Raw genomic sequence first — 18490 nt, 5'->3', positions numbered from 1 at the left:
ATTGGGTTCATCCGGCAAACAGCGACCTGCGCCAAAGCTGGCGTAGATCGCTGTTTGATCAAAATATATAAGTATTACTTAGACTTTGCTGCCGAGCCACCATTAACAGAACTGCCGGGAGCTTTAAAATATTTGAAAAATTCAGAACTAGGATCAACGACAACGACGTCACTCTTAGTTTTGAAGCTGGCCCGGTAAGCCTCCAGACTTCTGTAAAATTTATAAAACTCAGGATTTTGCCCAAATGCCTGCGCATAAATCCGCGACGCCTCTGCATCACCTTCACCGCGCATTTGCTCAGCTTCACGGTAAGCCTCAGCAAGTATCACAACTCTCTGCCGGTCTGCGTCAGCCCTGATTTTCTCCGACTCAGCCGAACCAGTAGAACGAAGCTCATTCGCAACACGCAAACGCTCTGATTTCATGCGGTCGTAAACAGAATTATTAATCTGCTCAACATAATCAACCCGCTTCAAACGGACATCGATAATATCAACACCAATCTGCTTAGCTTCGTCAGTAACTTTGCTTTTGATCGCCTCCATTACTTTGCCGCGCTCGCCTGAAATCACTTCACGCACAGTCCGCTTTGTAATTTCGTCGTTCAGTGCCGCTTTTACTATCTGAGACAGGCGATCTTTTGCCCGGCGCTCATCACCGCTGAAGCTCACGTAATACAGCTTCGGTTCAGTAATTTGCCATTTAACATAGGAATCGACAAGAATGTTTTTCTTTTCCGCTGTAATGAAGCGATCTGCCTCAGCTGAATCAATAGTCAGAATCCGTTTATCAAGCAACAAAACATTTTGGAATGGTGGCGGCAATTTGAAATGTAAGCCAGGTTCGCTAATAACCGACTTAACTTCCCCAAAGGCGAACACAATTGCATGCGACTTCTGATCAACAATAAAAATTGTCGAATAAGCGACTAAAAGTGCTGCGATTACAGCCAGAAAAAATGAAATCAGCTTATTCATCAGCGCACCTCTCTGTCACGTGAATCACGAGTATCTCTGGCACGCCCATCTTTATTGTAACGCATCTCCACAGATGGAATTTGTTCCGCAGTCGTTGGAGTAACAGGCTGCACAACAGCTGGTTTAACGCTATTTGCTTCTTGGGAAATCATTTTATCAATCGGCAAATAGATCATGTTGTTGCTTTGTTTTGCATCCATCAAAACTTTACTCGTACTGGTAAAAATCTGCTGCATTGTTTCCAGATACATCCTGTCCCTCGTGACCGCTGGCGCCTTCTGATACTCGCTCAATACTTGCTTAAAGCGAGAGGCATTCCCCTCAGCATTCGCCACAATTCGTGACTTATAGCCTTCAGCCTCTTGCAAAGTACGGGAAGCCTCACCACGGGCCTTTGGAATCACGTCATTAGCATAGGCCTGACCTTCATTTTTTTGCCGCTCTTTATCCTGCCCCGCCTTTACTGCATCATCGAATGCCGCCTGCACCTGCTCAGGTGGCTGAACGCCTTGCATAGTGATATTCGCGATCTGAACGCCTGCCTTATAACGGGTCAGTATCTGCTGCATCAGTGCGCCAACATCCATTGCGACTTTTTCCCGCCCCTCGTAGAGGACGAAATCCATTTTACTTTTACCGACAATTTCACGGATCGCAGTTTCTGCGACCTGACGGATCATTTCATCCTGATCCCGGTTGTTATAAAGCCACTCAGCAGCACTTTTCAATTTATATTGAACTGCGAACTGGATATCGACAATATTCTCGTCATCAGTCAGCATTAAAGATTCATGTGCCTGCTTATTTTTCACATTTGAACGATAGCCAACTTCGATAGTACGAACCTGTGACACATTCACAATTTCGTGATTCTGAATCGGATAAGGCCAGCGCCAATTCATACCCGCGCCATTCACGTGACTATACTTCCCAAAGGTCGTGACAACAGCATTCTGCCCTTCCTGGACAATAAAAATACCGCTCACCAGCCATACAAAAACAAAGATAAAAGCAATCGCACCGATACCAAATCGGGTAGTGGATGAATCAGGATTAAATCCGCCGCCGCCATCACCGCCGCCGTTTTTTTGCCCTAAGAAACGGGATAAACGCTGATTCAAATCTTTCCAGACCTGATCAAGGTCGGGAGGGGTTTCCGGTGACTTCTTGCCATCCTGATTATTTTTTGATCCACGTCCCCACTGAGGATCATTCAGCGATAACGTAACACCAATTTTTTTTAGAAATGAACCAATCATTCTTTAGATATCCAATGAGTAATTTTCGAACTACTGGAGATTAAAACGAACGTCATCGAATTGAGAAGTCAATTTTTCATCTGACATTTGTAGCGCTTTAACAGAAGCGAAATCAGCGATTGCGTCGCGTAACAGACTTAGTCCGACGCCGGTACGGGCACTCAAAAAAATCCGGTCAATTTTACCATATTCATTCAGGGCAACTGATGGTTCCAGACCCGCCAGATCAATCTTATTAAACACAATCAACTGCGGAATATGGTCAGCACCAATCTCTTTCAACACCTGATTGACCTGAAAAATCTGCTCTGTCCTGACAGGGCTGTTTGCATCAACTACGTGCACGAGCAAATCAGCGTGAATAGTCTCTTCGAGCGTTGCACGAAATGCCGCTACCAGTTGATGCGGTAATTCACGGATAAATCCAACCGTATCTGAGATAACAACACTTCCAGCCTCGCCGAGATAGAGGCGTCTAGATGTCGTATCCAACGTCGCAAACAATTGATTTGCCGCGTAGGCACCAGCCTTCGTCAGAGCATTAAACAGTGTCGACTTACCAGCATTTGTGTAACCGACCAATGAAACCGAAAAGGTTTTACTGCGATCACGTGAGCGCCGCTGAGTTTCCCGCTGCTGACGCAGCCTATCCAGCTTCGTCTTGAGCATTTTGACTCGCTCTCCCAGAAGACGCCTATCCGTCTCTAACTGAGTCTCACCCGGCCCGCGCAAACCAATACCACCTTTTTGCCGCTCAAGGTGAGTCCAGCCACGAATTAAGCGCGTCGCAAGATGCTGTAGCTGTGCCAACTCGACTTGAACCTTTCCCTCGTGACTCTTCGCCCTCTGGGCAAAAATATCAAGAATGAGACTAGTACGATCAATCACGCGAATTTTGAGACGACGCTCAAGATTTCTTTGTTGAGCCGGAGATAAAGCATGATTAAAAATGACCAAATCAAGCTCAGAATCAGCAACAGCATCAAGCACCTCATCAGTCTTGCCAGAGCCGATAAACAATGCGGCATCCGGCCCTGATCTTTTGCACGTGATTGTCGTTACAACATCCGCTCCGGCAGACTGTGCCAGCAGTGAAAGCTCTTCGAGACTATCGGCAAAACCATCTTTGCCGAAATCAACACCGACCAAAGCGGCGCGCATATTTAAAGACATGTATCCAAATTATCAGGAGCCAAAAAATTACTCAGCCTCGGCTTCAGAATTAATACTCACAGCGCGCGCAGGCACAACAGTGGAGATAGCGTGTTTATATACCATTTGCGTAACGGTATTTCTCAGCAACACGACATACTGATCGAAAGATTCAATATGCCCCTGTAACTTAATACCATTCACCAGGTAGATAGATACTGGAATATGTTCTTTACGCAGCGCGTTCAGAAACGGGTCTTGTAACAGTTGCCCTTTGTTGCTCATGACAGCTCCATTGTGTTGTTGTGATCAGGAGTTTGGGATTATCTTGTATTTTTCAAGCAATCCATCCGAAATTACAGATATCTGTAATGTTTTTTAGTTCAATTCGCAGAAATACTGCATCATACAAAACCGTGAAAACTAATTACTTCGTTTTATCAAACGGATTTTTACCGGAGCGCATTTCTATTCTCAAAGGAGTTCCCACCAATGAGAACGTTTCCCTGAAATGCTTCTCCAGATAACGTTTATATACATCACCGACGGCATCCAGCGCATTACCGTGAATCACAATGATAGGTGGATTTTGCCCACCCTGGTGAGCATAACGTAATTTTGGCCTGATCGAACCTTTGCGCTTCGGTTGCTGATGCTCAACCGCCTCAATCAGAGCACGAGTCAATTTCGGCGTTGATAAATTCGCCATCGCAGCAGCGTAAGCAGAATCTATCGACTTCATTAACGGGCCGATACCTGTCGATTTCAGGGCTGAAATGAAATGGAATTTTGCAAAGGTGAGGAAATTCAACTTCCGCTCAATGTCCATTTTAATTTCATCTCGCCGATCGCTTTGCAAGCCATCCCATTTATTCACACCGACAACCAAGGCTCGGCCTGACTCGAGAATGAACCCAGCAATATGCGCATCTTGCTCAGAAATATCCTGCTGCGCATCCAGCAATAAAAGAACGACGTTCGCTTCAGAAACAGATTGCAGGGTTTTGACCACTGAAAATTTCTCAATAGCCTCAAAAACCTTACCGCGCCGGCGAATACCAGCAGTATCGATTAAGGAATAATGCTTACCATCCCTCTCAAACGGAATCTCAATTGAATCCCGCGTTGTCCCTGGCATATCAAAGGCAATCACACGATCTTCGCCAAGCAAGGTGTTCACCAAGGTTGACTTACCGACATTCGGGCGCCCAACAATAGCAATCCGGATACCTTTAACCGCATCCTCAGCTGGCTCCGATTCTGGTGGTCGCTGTGCAAATGCAATATCGAGCGATTCTTCTACAAGATCAACGACACCATCCCCATGGGCGGCTGAGATCACATACGGATCACCAAGTCCAAGCTCATAAAAATCTGCCGTTACTGAAGAATACTTCATGCCCTCGGCTTTATTGACAACCAACATCACCGAGCGACCAGACTTACGTAAAAAATCTGTGATCGTTTTGTCGTGCGGCGTCAAACCCTGACGTCCATCAACGATAAAAATAATGACGTCAGCTTCAGCAACTGCCTGCTTGGTCTGCTTTGCCATCTCATGCAAGATACCTTCTTTCGCTACTGGCTCAAAGCCACCAGTATCAATTACCAGAAAAGGTCGCTCACCAATACGTCCCTCGCCATAATGACGATCACGAGTAAGCCCTGGCAAATCAGCCACCAAGGCATCACGTGAACGGGTAAGCCGATTGAACAGCGTGGATTTGCCGACATTTGGTCGACCTATAAGTGCAATAACCGGCTTCATTTAATATTACTCAGTTGCGATAGCAACCACTAATCCTGATTTTGTTTGAACAATCAGATTTGAGCCAACCACAACTGGCGCAGCTAAAATCTGACTACCATCAGTAGGCAACCTACCGATGAAAGAACCATCTTCTCTGGAGAGAAAATGCACGTAACCTGCCAGATCACCCACGACAACAGAGCGACCGAAAGAAACAGGTGCTGACAAGCGCCGATTGGCAAGCTTATCATTTTTCCAAGCACTAGAACCTGACTCACGATTATAAGCAGTCACAGCGCCACCAACATCTGCAGCAAAGACAAAGCGCTCATCGACACCGGCACCAACCTCACTGGATAATTTCTTTACCCAACGAACAGCGCCTGTGTTCAGATCGAAGCAACCGACCCGCCCCTGATAAGCACTGGCGCAAACATCACGCCCAATGATCGCAGGAAATCCCGAAACGTCCGCAACACGCTCTAGTTCAGTCGCACCTTTTGGCTCACCAACCACGGCCTCCCAGCGCAAGCTGCCATTGGCGAGAGATAAAGCTGCCATACGCCCACCTGGCAAAGCGATGATCACCTGATCACCGGCAACGACCAAACCTGGGAACGCACGTAATGTTAAAGCAGGCAAAGTACGCTCAACCACCCATTTACGGGCACCGGTTTCAACGTCATATGCGCTAATTTTATTATCAATGCTACGAACAACAACTAAACTATCAGACAACGCTGGGGCTGATAAAATTTCTGTGGAATCCTGATTTTTCCAGCGCAGCTTGCCTTCATTATCGAATGCAAACACCCCCCCCTTATCACCTGCAACGACGACCGTTCTGGCATTTGCTCCGACACCGCCCGTCAAACGCACGCCAGCGTTAATACGCCAGTCTGCGCGACCACTGGCCGCATCAATCTTCAGCAAAGTTCCGTCAGCGGCAGCAACATAGAGCTGCTGCCCAACAATTGCCGGAGAGAACACGTAATTTTGAGACGAACCGGCCTGAACGGACCATAACTGCTTAACAGAAAGAGTCGGTTTTATCTCTAACAATGCTGCCGGTACATTTTTTTCAGATTTTGAGGCGAATGGGTTCCATGAAGAACATCCTGCCAAAACACACAATGCAGCCGCCGAAATTATTTTGGCAGAAAAATGCATAAACACTCCTGTTATTTGCTTACTGACTCAACAGATCCACCAATCGCATCCAATTTAATTTGAATTAATTGTTTTACTGAATTTTTTTCTGTCGCCTTGTCCAATGCAACCTGGTAGGACTTTCTAGCGTCGTCCAATTTAGCCTGCGCAACGAAAATATCGCCTTTTCTGTCAGCAACATCTGCTTGCAGCTCAGCTGGAAATTCACCTGACAACTGTTTCAACGCTTCATCAAATAATTTTTCATCCAACAAAATACCAGCCAGACGTATCTTCGCTAAAGCCTTGTACTCGTCGCCTTTACCAGAGTCAATTACCCACTGGAGCTGACTTTTAGCAGACTTCAAATCATTTGCATCAAACGATGTTTTAGCTGACACCAATGCGGCCATCGAAGCATATGACGTCGCAGGAAACTTCTCTTTTAAGTCACCCACAGCGCGCTGAATCTTTGCCGCATCTTTTGCTGTTACAGACTTCTGCAACTCTTCATATAACTGTGAGGCTTGTCCCGCCTGATTCGTTTGATAGTTATTCCATTGCACCCATCCTGCATAGGCAGCAAGCGCGATGATCAAAACCCAGGTAATCAAATTACCATATTGCTTCCATGTTGCTTTCAGTGTTGCGAGTTGCTCTTGTTCTTCGAGATCGTATGCCATGTTTTTATAAGATTAATGGTTAATATGAATATGATTCGGGTCATCGCAGCAAGAGCTGTCATCACCAGTGCCTGCAATCTGATCAACCAGATAATCTACCGCAGCATCAAACGGAACACTGATTTGATTATTTTCAGCAATATCGGATCGCATGGATTTTATACTGACATTGTTATTGGCAACCTCGTCTTCACCAATAATCACCGCGTATGCGCAACCACTGGCGTCTGCCTTCTTCATTTGCGATTTAAAACTACCAACCCCGGTCGCGGTTGCGCAATGTAGCACAACATCAAGCCCGGCATCGCGTAATCGCTCACCAAGAACCAAAGACTGCATTTGCCCGTCGTCAGTCTGGTGTACCAGATAAACATCACACAAGGAGGGCTGATGAACATCACCAGCAACCTTCATCAATTCAATCAGTCGCTCAATCCCCATTGCAAAACCACACGCGGGAGTTGGCTTTCCACCAAAAGTTGAGAATAAAGTATCATAGCGCCCACCAGCACACACCGTTCCCTGTGACCCCAACTCGTCGGTCACCCACTCAAAAACAGTGCGATTGTAATAATCCATACCTCTCACAAGACGCGGATTAATCGTGAACGGAATACTATTGTGACGCAATATTTTTTGTACTCCATCAAAGTGAGCCAGCGACTCAGCACCGAGATAATCCAACAGTTTTGGCGCAGCATTGACCATTTCTTGCATCGCAGGATTTTTTGTATCAAGTATCCGCAATGGATTGCTATACAAGCGACGCTTCGCTTCTGCATCGAGAATATCAGAGTGATTCTCAAAATAACTGATTAACGCTGCACGGTGCAAATTTCGCTCGTTTGCATCGCCGATCGAATTTAACTCAAGGCGCACATTCTGCAAACCGAGATCATCCCAGAGCCGCTGACACAACATAATCAATTCAGCATCAATATCCGGCCCACTAAAACCCAAGGCCTCAGCACCTACCTGATGAAACTGACGATAGCGTCCACGCTGAGGCTTTTCATGGCGGAACATAGGACCCGCATACCAAAGGCGCTTCGGCCCATCATAAACAAGATTGTGCTCAATTGCTGCACGCACCACCCCCGCAGTTCCTTCTGGGCGCAACGTCAGCTTATCGCCATTCATCGAGTCTTCAAATGAATACATTTCTTTTTCGACGATATCTGTCACCTCACCAAGTCCGCGGGCAAACAGCGGAGTTGGCTCAACTATCGGTGTACGAACCTGTTGAAATCCATAGCTCTTTAATACTGAGTGAACCGTATTTTCGAATAGTTCCCAGAGTGCGGAATCATCAGGGAGCAAATCATTCATTCCCTTAACACCGACTATTTTTTCTATTTTTTTATTTTCTGACATAAGAAACTCAGTTCAATTATTCAACTACTGTTGGTGCATAACGCTTTGCGACATAGTTCAGCACAATTGCCTGAAATTCTTCAGCAATTCTGTCTCCACGCAATGTCATCGCTTTTACACCATCAATAAACACTGGTGCAGCTGGCGACTCACCTGTACCCGGAAGACTGATGCCGATATTTGCGTGTTTTGACTCACCAGGACCATTCACGATACATCCCATGACAGCAACATTCATACTCTCAACGCCAGGGTACTGCTTCTTCCAGGCAGGCATCTGCTCACGCAAGAAAGTCTGAATATCGTCTGCCAATTCCTGAAATACTGTGGAAGTCGTGCGACCACAACCAGGACAAGCAATAACCATTGGCGTAAATTTCCGCAACCCCATGGTCTGCAAAATTTCCTGACCTACAATCACCTCACGACAACGGTCACCGCCAGGCTCAGGAGTCAACGATATACGTATGGTGTCGCCAATCCCCTCTTGCAACAATACCGAGAGCGCAGCGGTGGAAGCAACGATCCCTTTACTCCCCATTCCTGCCTCGGTTAAACCCAAGTGCAAAGGATATTCACAGCGTGTCGAAAGTTCACGGTACACCGCAATCAGATCCTGCACACCAGAAACCTTGCACGATAAGATAATTTTATCCCCAGCCAGCCCCAGTTCCTCTGCGCGCTGCGCATTTTCTATCGCAGACGTAATCAACGCTTCATACATGACAGATTGCGCAGTCCAAGGTACGGAACGGCGAGCATTCTCATCCATAATTCTTGCCAACAGGGTTTGATCCAGACTACCCCAGTTAACACCGATACGAACCGGTTTATCATAGCGGCAGGCCAACTCTATCATCTGAGCAAACTGAGATTCCCGCTTTGCCCCCTGACCTACATTACCCGGATTAATCCGATACTTCGACAAGGCTTGCGCGCACTCAGGAAAATTCTGTAGCAAGGTATGGCCGTTATAATGAAAATCACCGACCAGCGGAACGTCAACCTCCATTTTGTCGAGTTGTTCGCGAATAGCCGGAACCGCCGCAGCCGCCTCAGAATTATTGACCGTGATACGCACTAACTCAGAACCTGCCCGCGCCAGATCCTTGATCTGAATTGCGGTCGCAATTACATCGGCAGTATCTGTATTTGTCATTGATTGCACAACAACTGGCGCATCACCGCCGATTACAACTTTGCGCTTTCCGTAGACGATGCTTGCCGCACGGCTGAGACGCCTCTGGCGCGGACCAGACAAAATTTCGGACAAAAGAGACTCCATACTTACTTGACAATCAAATTAACGACATTCGAGTCTTTGCCTGTTGTGATATCCATTGCATTACCACGAAGCGACGCATCAACACCCGCGGCGTTGCCCAGTCTCAGTTGCAAGGTTTCTTTCACCTCAAACACTTCTTCAGTCCCCGCTTTTGCCAAATGTGAAGTGAGAACTGTGCCATTTTCTTTTTTAACCTGCACCCATGAATCCTGGCGAAACTTCAGCCGCAACTTATCATTACCTGCAGCAACAGGTTGAACCAAAGGCGTATTCTCAGTTGCATTGGATGTAGCTACTGCAGCAGCGGGATGACTGGCAGATGTCGCTTCGACTAAGGTTTTAGCCAGCTCACTGCGTTCAGCATCCGCACTATTGGTAATCTCGGCAACCACAGAAGACGGCACCGAAACAGAACTGACTTTTTCAACAACGGGCACGGATGCAGAAACTGCATCCGCAGAACTTGCCGAAACAGACAGAGCATCAACCTGAACAGATGGTCTCGCGAAAAAGGCCTTCACATAAGAGGACTGTTCGACATATTGATACGACACAAATAACAATGCAGCCACCGCAAAAAAGGCGGCAGCTATCAAATATTTGCGATTATTATTTTCACTTCTTCCCAAAAATGGCGAGCGCGATTCCTGAAAAGGGGTTGCCAGCGTAGGTTGCAGACCAGCATCCAGCGCTTGCCCGGTTTGCTCATCAGGCAAACAAGCAATAAGCTCGGCAGGATCCAGTTTAAGCAGCTTAGCGTAGGAACGTACAAATCCCCGCACAATCACTAACTTCGGCAACTGTTCAAAAGCATTATTTTCTAACGCAATAATCTGACGAGGAGACAATTTAAGCTGTCCAGCTACCTGCTCAACGCTCAGACCGGCCAAAGTGCGGGCTGCAGATAACAGACCACCGGCAGTCTGAACAACACTTAGCACAGGCTTAGACTCACCTCCAGAAGGCAGCACCTCTGACGCTGGACTCAATCCCACATCACTCATCAAAAGATCCCCGCTGCAAAAGGCCAAATTCACGCGAACTCGGATGACGTCGGCGCAATTGCGTCGCATAGCCAGTCATTGCAGCCTCATCTCCGAGTCGCTTTTCAATTTTAATTGCAAGCCACAAAACATCTGCAGTTAATACATCAAACTTAATTACTCTGTTGATGTAAAAACGAGCCTGACCATATTCACCACGGTCATACAGAATTTTGGCGAGATTTGCATTAATACCCGGATTTGAGGGATCCTGCTTAAACCCCTCGATGAAATATTTCTCAGCGCGAGGCGAATCCTTCATCCTCAGACTACAAAGACCCGCATTGTTATAAGTTTTGCCTAAATTGGCATATGCAGGATTATTTATAACGCGATCAAGATAAGCCAAGCCCTGCTTTTCGCGACCATTCTGACAAAGAAACCAGCCATAATTATTCTCCACATCGACATTACCAGGAGATAGCTTCAGTGCCTGCAAAAAATTATCTTCAGCCAGTTGTTTTTCACCCGTATCCATAAAAATAACGGCACGAACAGCGTAGGCATCAACCATATCCGGATAAATCAATAACGCCTGTCTGATCTCTTCCAGTGCAACTTTGTGCTGTCCTTGCTGATAATAGCCAACAGCCAATTGCATCCTGATGGATGCACGCTTCTGCAGTTCAAGCTTTTCCGCTGAGACAGCGGACTCGTCGACACGCGCATCCAAATGCCTGGACGCACAAGCAGAAATAGACAAAACCAGAGAAAGGAGCAATACCTGTTTTGCACGAGAGCCAAATTCAAAAATTTTCACTGTGTGATCTCCACGATCTTGCCAAAATTTTCGCCAAACTTCTTTTGATATTCCGCCATTTTTTGCATGCGCTCCTGCACACGCGTCCTATCCTTTACATCACCCGCCAACTGACCACATGCTGCATCAATATCATCACCCCGCGTTTTACGTGTCGTTGTGACGATACCAGCATCCATCAACACCTGCGCAAATGCTTTAATCCGTGGATTGGCAGAACGCTTCAGCCCCGACTCCGGAAATGGATTAAACGGAATCAGATTAAACTTACAAGGCACATTCTTAACCAATTGAATGAGCTCCCGTGCATGCTGATCCGTATCATTGACGCCATCCAACATGCAATATTCAAAGGTGATGAAATCTCTCGGCGCAAATTCCAGATAACGCTTACACGCCGCCATCAACTCGCTTAACGGGTATTTTTTATTTAACGGTATCAAACTGTCACGCAGCACATCGTTCGACGCATGCAAAGAAACTGCCAGCGCAACCGGGCACTCCTGCGACAACTTATCCATCATAGGAACAACACCACTGGTCGACACCGTAACACGCCGACGGGACAAGCCATATGCATTATCATCCAGCATCAAACGCAACGCGGCGACCGTGGGTTCAAAGTTTAACAGCGGCTCCCCCATCCCCATCATCACCACATTCGTGATCTGACGCTCACCTTTTGGACCAGGAATTACACCTTTAGTTTTTCTTAACTCAAACTCTGCCATCCATAACTGACCGATGATTTCTCCAACGGTCAGATTACGATTAAATCCTTGCTTACCAGTGGAACAAAAGCGGCAATTCACCGCACATCCCGCTTGCGTCGAGATACACAAGGTCCCACGATTCTCTTCAGGAATAAACACTGTTTCAACAGCATTACCCTGCCCTACATCAACCAACCACTTACGGGTACCATCAGAAGAAGTGTGATCACTAATTACTGAGGGAGCAGCAATAACCGCTCTGGTTGCCAACTTTTCTCGCAAAGACTTCGCAAGATCAGTCATCTCATCAAACGTACTCGCGCCAAACTGATGAATCCAGCGTTGCAACTGCTTTGCACGGAATGGCTTCTCACCCAACTCGCCGCAATATGCAGTGAGCTGCGCAGGATCTAAATCCAATAAATTAATGAGTGCCGTCATGCGTTTTTCTTTCTTACACCCCGCACCACAATATTTTGTGGCGCAGGGAGATAATTTCTAATTACTAATCAATCTACTTCAAATTAACGCGAATACACGTTTAATGCTGGGAAGAAGTAAGCGATTTCAACTGCAGCTGTTTCAGCAGCATCAGAACCGTGCACTGCATTTGCATCGATAGACTCAGCGAAATCAGCACGAATAGTACCTTTTTCTGCTTTCTTAGGATCAGTTGCACCCATCAGATCACGGTTTTTCAGAATCGCGCCTTCGCCTTCCAAAACTTGCACGAATACAGGGCCGGAGATCATGAAGTCAACCAGATCTTTGAAGAATGGACGTGCTGCATGAACAGCGTAAAAGCCTTCTGCTTCAGCGCGGGACAATTGAGTCAGGCGAGCAGCAACAACTTTCAGACCTGCATTTTCAAAACGGCTGACAATTTGACCAATTACGTTTTTCGCAACTGCGTCAGGTTTAATAATAGACAATGTACGTTCGATAGCCATCAAAAACTCCAATAAAAAGAAAGGGTTAAGACAAAAACTCAAGAATTCATCTAACCTTCGATTTTAGCATGAAACACTTGGCAGAACATGTCTTTAGAGTAAGCCAAAGCCAAATGCTTCACATCAGCGCAATCTGACTTAGTTAATCAGATCAAATACTGCCATTGATTCGACATGCGAAGTATGCGGAAACATGTTCACCACACCAGCATAACTCAGCTTGTACCCTGCATTCCCTACCAGCATACCTGCATCCCGGGCCAGCGTGGATGGACTACATGAGACGTAGACAAGTCGTTTCGGTTTTAATTCAGGTTTTTTCTCAGTCAAATCAATCAAGGCCTGACAAAGAGCCATGGCACCATCACGCGGCGGATCAATCAGGAAGCGATCAAACTTGCCCAAGGCAATCAAATCGTCCGCAGTCACCTCAAACAAATTCCGCGTGCTGAAGGAGGTTTTAGCCGCCAGATCATTATGCACAGCATTTTCCATTGCTCGTTCTGTCAGAGCAGTACTACCTTCAATGCCAACCACCTCTCTTGCCATCGTTGCTATCGGCAGCGTGAAATTACCTAATCCACAAAAAAGATCCGCAATACGCTCGTCCTTCTGCACATCCAATAAACGCAAGGCGCGCGCCACCAATACGCGATTAATATGATGATTCACCTGCGTAAAATCAGTCGGCTTGAATGGCATCTTAACGCCGAATTCTGGCAGCAAATAATGCAAATCACTTTCCGCCGGGTAGTAAGGCACAGCAGTATCGGGCCCTTTCGTCTGCAACCACCATTGAACACTATGCTCATCTGCAAACGCTTTTAACTTCACTTCGTCGTCCGGAGTCAGCGATTCCATGATGCGCAGCACCATTGCGGTCACACCCTCGCCTATCGCCAATTCAATTTGCGGCAAGGATTCAATAATAGACAACGAGGCAATCAGTGAGCGCAACGGCACCAACATTGCAGAAACATGTGGTGGCAATATCTGACAGGTTTCCATATCCGCCACATAGCGGGATTTTTTTTCGTGAAAACCAACCAACACCTTATTTTTTTTGATGACATGACGAACCGATAATCTGGCACGGTACCTATATCCCCAGGTGGGTCCATAAATCGGGCGCAGCATTGTCTCAGCTTCTACTTTTCCGATATGCCAGAGATTATCTTCCAGAATGCGTTGTTTCATCGCTACCTGCGCATCCGGCTCCAGATGCTGCATCGAGCATCCGCCGCAAGTGCCAAAAAATTCGCACTTAGGCTGAATACGTTGAGAAGACGCGTGAACGACATCCGTCAGCGTCGCCACCTCCCAGCTTGGTTTCTTTTTATAGCTACTAAAAGTAACCGTCTCACCTGGCAACGCACCCTCGACAAAAATTACTTTACCTTGCGTACCATCTTCGTTTTGCAAATGCCCGACGCCACGCGCGTCCATATCAAAAGCACGTATTTCAATTTTATTCATGGGAATGTCGGCGCGAAAAACAGCAGCGCCATATCAATGATCGATTTCAAAAGCGGAATTATAAAAGAAGTGAGAGACTCTACCCTAGCAATAAACAACTAAAGTGCAGAATATCCAGAACGAATACCCGTCACAGCAAAGAATCCCGACCCAGTCCGCGCGATGCAAATGAGCGCTTCAACTTAATCAATGCTTCCTGCTGAATCTGACGAACACGTTCTCTTGTGATACCCATTTCATCAGCCAGAGCTTCCAGAGTAGCCGGATCATCATTATCCAGCCCAAAACGCCGGATAACGACTATACGCTGCTTATCGGACAACCGCGAAAGCCAGTCTCTGACAAGGATGGTCATTTCATGATGCTCAGCCAGAGCATCAGGCGCCGTATCACTATCGCCTGGCAACAAATCCATCAAGCTAGATTGCGGGTCATTATCCAAAGGCATGTCAAGAGAAGTTGCATGTTCGGACAACGCAAGAATATCCTGCACCTCATCCGCTGGCCGATCAACCAGTAATCCGATATCCTCAGCTTTTGCCTCGCGGCCATCACTCTGACGTGACTCGAGGTGATACTTTGCCCGGAGAATCTGATTCAGCTCACGAACAACATGAACTGGTAAGCGGATGGTCCGCGCCTGATTCATAATTGCCCGCTCTATACTTTGACGTATCCACCAGGTTGCATAGGTAGAGAAACGAAAACCACGCTCAGGTTCGAATTTGTCAATTGCATGCATTAAACCGAGATTTCCCTCCTCTATCATATCGAGCAGAGCAACACCGCGATTAATATAATGCTTGGCAATCGAGACAACCAGCCTGAGATTGTGCTCTATCATTTTCTGTCTGGCGTCGAAATCTCCTTGTTTTGCCAGCGTCGCAAAATGCAACTCCTCCGTGGAGTTAAATAAGGGGCGAGTGCCGATTTGATTCAGGTAATACTGGGTAGTGTCAGTAGATAATTCACTCGCTAATACAGTCTTGAGCTCATCGATAGGCGCGACAATTAAAGAAATGGGATCGACTTCGCGCCCATTGGGCTCATCAACATCGTCACTTACTTCGACATCCAAAACAATACCTGTCTCAGCATTATCCAGATAATCTTCAGGAGTGATTTCAGCGTCTTCGTGTGCGGCGACATTTAACTTGCGGTCGATCGTATTTTTTTGCATAGATTTCCATCTGAATAAAATATGTATACGAAACAGACAACTTTAAGAAATGACCAACCTCAACAAAAAAACATTACCAACAACACTCTTTAAACAAATCACCAATAAAACCAGACAAAATAAATCTAGCGCGCAGGCAAATAACGCGATGGATCAACCGGCTTTCCCTGCAAGCGTATTTCAAAGTGCAACTTAACGCCATCGCTATCCGAGTTCCCCATCTCAGCTATTTTTTGCCCTTTAGTAATCGACTGTCCCTCTTTGACGAGGATTGTCTTGTTATGTGCATACGCTGATAACAGGCTGTTGTTATGCTTCACAATCACTAAATTTCCATAGCCACGGATACCGCTACCGGCATACATCACTTTACCAGCGCCAGCTGCGAAAATATCCTGCCCCATACGTCCAGCAATATCGAAGCCTTTATTCTTATCGTCAAACCCGGCTAATAGCTTGCCATCAACTGGCCACATCCAGTCAACCGCATCAACATCTGCAGCACTCTCTGCAGATCTTTCTTGCGGCTTTACTACTGCAACTTCAGTTTTGACGGGTGCGCCCCCACTACCTTCCGGCTTCTGAAGCTCCGCAAGATTGCTTTCTGAATATGGACGCTTATCTCCCTTAGGTGTCACCTTGGTTCCACTCGAACCTGAAGACAGCGGCTTCACTTCAATTGAGGACGAGGATGCGATTGCCACCGGCTGCGCCCCATTGATTTCAGGAGGCGCAACCCGCAACACCTGATCCACCTTGATGTCATTTGGATTTTTCAGATTATTCCAGACGACCAGATCACTGTAACTCTGTCCATGATCTAAAGCGATTCGGTACAAAGTATCACCGCGTTTGACCACATAATTCCCCCGCGCGGATTCAACTGGTTTAACCACCTGTTTAGGCGCTGGTGGAGGCACATAAACCTCGTTGGACGAGGACATACCGCGCTCAACCACCGGCGCTTTATTCGGCGTCGAGCTACACGCTGCCAGAAGCGAAGCGACGCATCCCAACGCCATTAAATTTTTCAGGCTTTTTATTTTGTTCATTCTCATTACAAATTTACAGGTGAATTACGATCTTGTGCCACGACCTCAAATGACTCCGGAGCGCAAAGGAACGAAGTGACAATTTTCTACCATAGTACTGTTCCAGTCATTTACTGAAATACGCTCGATTAGCTGTAAAACCTGATGCCGATCACCGACTGGCGCAATCAAGCGCCCACCGATTTTCAGTTGCGTCAGTAAGGCGTGAGGCACTTCCAAGCCGGCAGCAGCCAATATGATACCGTCAAACGGGGCAACCTGAGGCATACCTAACATGCCATCACCATAATGCAAACGGATATTCGCAATGCGCATTGGCCGCAGATTATTTTTCGCCAATTCGTGCAAGGCCTTGATACGCTCAACAGAATAAACATCTTTCGCTATTAGCGACAACACTGCGGCCTGATAACCACATCCGGTTCCTATTTCCAGCACTTTATCAAGAGCTGCTCCGTTCCGCAAAATCTCCAACATCCGGCCAACAATGTATGGCTGCGATATAGTCTGATGATGACCAATAGGAAGCGAAGCATCAACATACGCCTGACTGGCGAGACCGGAGTCCAGAAACATGTGCCGGGGAATCGCTTGTAATGCTGCTAAAACCAGAGTATCACTGACTCCCTGCTGCGCTACCCTTGCAACCATTGCACGTCGGACGCCATCAGAAACCAAAGGACTGGCGAATGGCACAGCTTGTTCAGGTGGTTTTTTTCCACCGTTTTCCGCAGCGCTTATGCGAGCAGCCAGATTGGCACCCTGCCTTGCATTTTGCGTTGCCGTCTGCGTCGATGCACTGCGACCTGAACGATCGCCACGCCCTGCCTCGCGTTGATCAACAACCGACGATAAGGAGAGAGGGAAACGCTTTTCTTTCGTTGTCATTGAATGTTCATGGCCAGCATGTCCAATTGTCGTGTATTGGTCAAATCAACTTGTAAAGGTGTGACGGACACGTAATTTTTCGATGTCACGTCAAAATCAGTCCCTTCACCGCCGTCAAGAACACCTCCCGGTGGTCCTATCCAGTAAATATCACGTCCGTGCGGATCTCTCATCGGAATAACGGGCTCAGAACTGTGTCGCTTCCCAAGGCGCGCCCGGCGTATTCCTTTTATGTCACTCCTGGGTAGATTAGGAATATTCACGTTCAGCAAATAAGGTGAAGGCAACTCAGGAAACCCGCGCAGAACCAATTCAGCAGCCACTGCCGCCGCCGCATCCAGATGCTGCCACCCCTTATGCACCTGAGAAAAGGCGATTGCGGGAATTCCAAATAAGTATCCCTCAGTAGCCGCGGCCACTGTACCGGAATACAAAGTATCGTCGCCCATGTTTTGTCCCTGATTGACGCCTGAAACAATCAAATCAGGTCGTTCAGTCATAATCGCCGTTAATGCGATATGCACGCAGTCGGAGGGAGTGCCGTTCACAAAATAAAAGCCGTTTGCTGCCCGTTGTACCGACAACGGTCTGTCCAGCGTTAAGGCATTCGAAGTACCGGAGCGGTTGCTGTCTGGCGCAACAACCGTAATCTCGGCAAAAGGCATCAGCGCTTCCGCCAGAGCAACGATGCCAGGGGCAAGATAACCATCATCATTACTAATTAAGATTTTCATAAGCCACATTCTACCTGATGCGGAAAAACAAATTCCTCCTGTCATCAATTTTTACGGCATAATCA

The 18490-nt window shown here is 47.0% G+C and carries 18 protein-coding genes; all 18 read right to left on the bottom strand.

The annotated features are described in order from the left end of the window. Window positions 1-74: 74 nt before the first annotated feature. Complete coding sequence (gene hflC, locus Undi14_RS16340; RefSeq protein WP_190478352.1) at window positions 75-977, bottom strand: protease modulator HflC; 903 nt, start codon at window positions 975-977, stop codon at window positions 75-77. Next, window positions 977-2236, bottom strand: a complete 1260-nt coding sequence (gene hflK, locus Undi14_RS16335) for an FtsH protease activity modulator HflK (protein WP_200181559.1) — start codon at window positions 2234-2236, stop codon at window positions 977-979. The genes hflC and hflK overlap by 1 nt, the downstream gene beginning before the upstream one ends. 30 nt (window positions 2237-2266) lie before the next feature. Continuing rightward, window positions 2267-3397, bottom strand: coding sequence for a GTPase HflX (gene hflX, locus Undi14_RS16330; RefSeq protein ID WP_200181611.1), 1131 nt, complete (start codon window positions 3395-3397; stop codon window positions 2267-2269). A 39-nt stretch (window positions 3398-3436) separates the two neighbouring features. Continuing rightward, entirely contained in the window at window positions 3437-3673 is a 237-nt protein-coding gene (hfq, locus tag Undi14_RS16325) for an RNA chaperone Hfq (RefSeq protein WP_186883535.1), read from the bottom strand. Between the two features lie 142 nt (window positions 3674-3815). Then, the gene (gene der, locus Undi14_RS16320; protein WP_190478358.1) at window positions 3816-5156 is read right to left on the bottom strand and encodes a ribosome biogenesis GTPase Der; all 1341 of its coding nucleotides are present in this window, start codon (window positions 5154-5156) and stop codon (window positions 3816-3818) included. Window positions 5157-5162: 6 nt separating this feature from the next. Next, on the bottom strand, window positions 5163-6308 hold the full coding sequence (bamB, locus tag Undi14_RS16315) for an outer membrane protein assembly factor BamB (RefSeq protein ID WP_200181556.1): 1146 nt from the start codon (window positions 6306-6308) through the stop codon (window positions 5163-5165). Between the two features lie 11 nt (window positions 6309-6319). Then, the gene (locus tag Undi14_RS16310; protein ID WP_186898372.1) at window positions 6320-6970 is read right to left on the bottom strand and encodes a tetratricopeptide repeat protein; all 651 of its coding nucleotides are present in this window, start codon (window positions 6968-6970) and stop codon (window positions 6320-6322) included. A gap of 12 nt (window positions 6971-6982) precedes the next feature. Further along, window positions 6983-8344 (bottom strand): histidine--tRNA ligase, encoded by a 1362-nt coding sequence (hisS, locus tag Undi14_RS16305; protein ID WP_200181554.1) that lies wholly within the window; start codon window positions 8342-8344, stop codon window positions 6983-6985. Window positions 8345-8360: 16 nt separating this feature from the next. Beyond that, complete coding sequence (gene ispG, locus Undi14_RS16300) at window positions 8361-9629, bottom strand: flavodoxin-dependent (E)-4-hydroxy-3-methylbut-2-enyl-diphosphate synthase (protein ID WP_200181552.1); 1269 nt, start codon at window positions 9627-9629, stop codon at window positions 8361-8363. Between the two features lie 2 nt (window positions 9630-9631). Then, window positions 9632-10633, bottom strand: a complete 1002-nt coding sequence (locus Undi14_RS16295) for a helix-turn-helix domain-containing protein (RefSeq protein WP_200181549.1) — start codon at window positions 10631-10633, stop codon at window positions 9632-9634. Beyond that, window positions 10626-11432 carry a type IV pilus biogenesis/stability protein PilW gene (gene pilW / locus Undi14_RS16290; RefSeq protein ID WP_370589967.1) on the bottom strand — a complete coding sequence of 269 codons (807 nt, stop codon included), beginning with the start codon at window positions 11430-11432 and terminating at the stop codon, window positions 10626-10628. The genes Undi14_RS16295 and pilW overlap by 8 nt, the downstream gene beginning before the upstream one ends. Further along, the gene (gene rlmN / locus Undi14_RS16285; RefSeq protein ID WP_200181547.1) at window positions 11429-12586 is read right to left on the bottom strand and encodes a 23S rRNA (adenine(2503)-C(2))-methyltransferase RlmN; all 1158 of its coding nucleotides are present in this window, start codon (window positions 12584-12586) and stop codon (window positions 11429-11431) included. The genes pilW and rlmN overlap by 4 nt, the downstream gene beginning before the upstream one ends. 83 nt (window positions 12587-12669) lie before the next feature. Then, window positions 12670-13095: a nucleoside-diphosphate kinase gene (gene ndk / locus Undi14_RS16280; RefSeq protein ID WP_176803749.1), complete on the bottom strand. Its 426-nt coding sequence runs from the start codon at window positions 13093-13095 to the stop codon at window positions 12670-12672. 138 nt (window positions 13096-13233) lie between these two features. Beyond that, window positions 13234-14571 (bottom strand): 23S rRNA (uracil(1939)-C(5))-methyltransferase RlmD, encoded by a 1338-nt coding sequence (rlmD, locus tag Undi14_RS16275; RefSeq protein ID WP_200181545.1) that lies wholly within the window; start codon window positions 14569-14571, stop codon window positions 13234-13236. 130 nt (window positions 14572-14701) lie between these two features. Then, the gene (gene rpoS, locus Undi14_RS16270; protein WP_200181543.1) at window positions 14702-15751 is read right to left on the bottom strand and encodes an RNA polymerase sigma factor RpoS; all 1050 of its coding nucleotides are present in this window, start codon (window positions 15749-15751) and stop codon (window positions 14702-14704) included. A 125-nt stretch (window positions 15752-15876) separates the two neighbouring features. Further along, a complete protein-coding gene (locus tag Undi14_RS16265; protein WP_200181540.1) occupies window positions 15877-16803 on the bottom strand; it encodes a peptidoglycan DD-metalloendopeptidase family protein in 927 nt (308 codons plus the stop codon). A gap of 45 nt (window positions 16804-16848) precedes the next feature. Next, on the bottom strand, window positions 16849-17691 hold the full coding sequence (locus Undi14_RS16260) for a protein-L-isoaspartate(D-aspartate) O-methyltransferase (protein WP_200181538.1): 843 nt from the start codon (window positions 17689-17691) through the stop codon (window positions 16849-16851). Next, a complete protein-coding gene (gene surE, locus Undi14_RS16255) occupies window positions 17688-18425 on the bottom strand; it encodes a 5'/3'-nucleotidase SurE (RefSeq protein WP_200181536.1) in 738 nt (245 codons plus the stop codon). The genes Undi14_RS16260 and surE overlap by 4 nt, the downstream gene beginning before the upstream one ends. Window positions 18426-18490: the final 65 nt, after the last annotated feature.

The sequence above is a fragment of the Undibacterium sp. 14-3-2 genome (assembly GCF_016595265.1).
GTDB lineage: Bacteria > Pseudomonadota > Gammaproteobacteria > Burkholderiales > Burkholderiaceae_D > Undibacterium > Undibacterium aquatile.
Note: the sequence above shows the minus strand (reverse complement) of the source record. Positions and strands in the feature narration are given on the sequence as shown.

Coding starts and splice junctions, on each gene's coding strand:
- ispG (WP_200181552.1), bottom strand. CDS start 9,629: ATGGAGTCTCTTTTGTCCGAAATTTTGTCTGGTCCGCGCCAGAGGCGT.
- hisS (WP_200181554.1), bottom strand. CDS start 8,344: ATGTCAGAAAATAAAAAAATAGAAAAAATAGTCGGTGTTAAGGGAATG.
- der (WP_190478358.1), bottom strand. CDS start 5,156: ATGAAGCCGGTTATTGCACTTATAGGTCGACCAAATGTCGGCAAATCC.
- Undi14_RS16265 (WP_200181540.1), bottom strand. CDS start 16,803: ATGAACAAAATAAAAAGCCTGAAAAATTTAATGGCGTTGGGATGCGTC.
- Undi14_RS16260 (WP_200181538.1), bottom strand. CDS start 17,691: ATGACAACGAAAGAAAAGCGTTTCCCTCTCTCCTTATCGTCGGTTGTT.
- hflX (WP_200181611.1), bottom strand. CDS start 3,397: ATGCGCGCCGCTTTGGTCGGTGTTGATTTCGGCAAAGATGGTTTTGCC.
- ndk (WP_176803749.1), bottom strand. CDS start 13,095: ATGGCTATCGAACGTACATTGTCTATTATTAAACCTGACGCAGTTGCG.
- hfq (WP_186883535.1), bottom strand. CDS start 3,673: ATGAGCAACAAAGGGCAACTGTTACAAGACCCGTTTCTGAACGCGCTG.
- rpoS (WP_200181543.1), bottom strand. CDS start 15,751: ATGCAAAAAAATACGATCGACCGCAAGTTAAATGTCGCCGCACACGAA.
- bamB (WP_200181556.1), bottom strand. CDS start 6,308: ATGCATTTTTCTGCCAAAATAATTTCGGCGGCTGCATTGTGTGTTTTG.
- Undi14_RS16295 (WP_200181549.1), bottom strand. CDS start 10,633: ATGAGTGATGTGGGATTGAGTCCAGCGTCAGAGGTGCTGCCTTCTGGA.
- rlmD (WP_200181545.1), bottom strand. CDS start 14,571: ATGAATAAAATTGAAATACGTGCTTTTGATATGGACGCGCGTGGCGTC.
- Undi14_RS16310 (WP_186898372.1), bottom strand. CDS start 6,970: ATGGCATACGATCTCGAAGAACAAGAGCAACTCGCAACACTGAAAGCA.
- rlmN (WP_200181547.1), bottom strand. CDS start 12,586: ATGACGGCACTCATTAATTTATTGGATTTAGATCCTGCGCAGCTCACT.
- hflK (WP_200181559.1), bottom strand. CDS start 2,236: ATGATTGGTTCATTTCTAAAAAAAATTGGTGTTACGTTATCGCTGAAT.
- hflC (WP_190478352.1), bottom strand. CDS start 977: ATGAATAAGCTGATTTCATTTTTTCTGGCTGTAATCGCAGCACTTTTA.
- surE (WP_200181536.1), bottom strand. CDS start 18,425: ATGAAAATCTTAATTAGTAATGATGATGGTTATCTTGCCCCTGGCATC.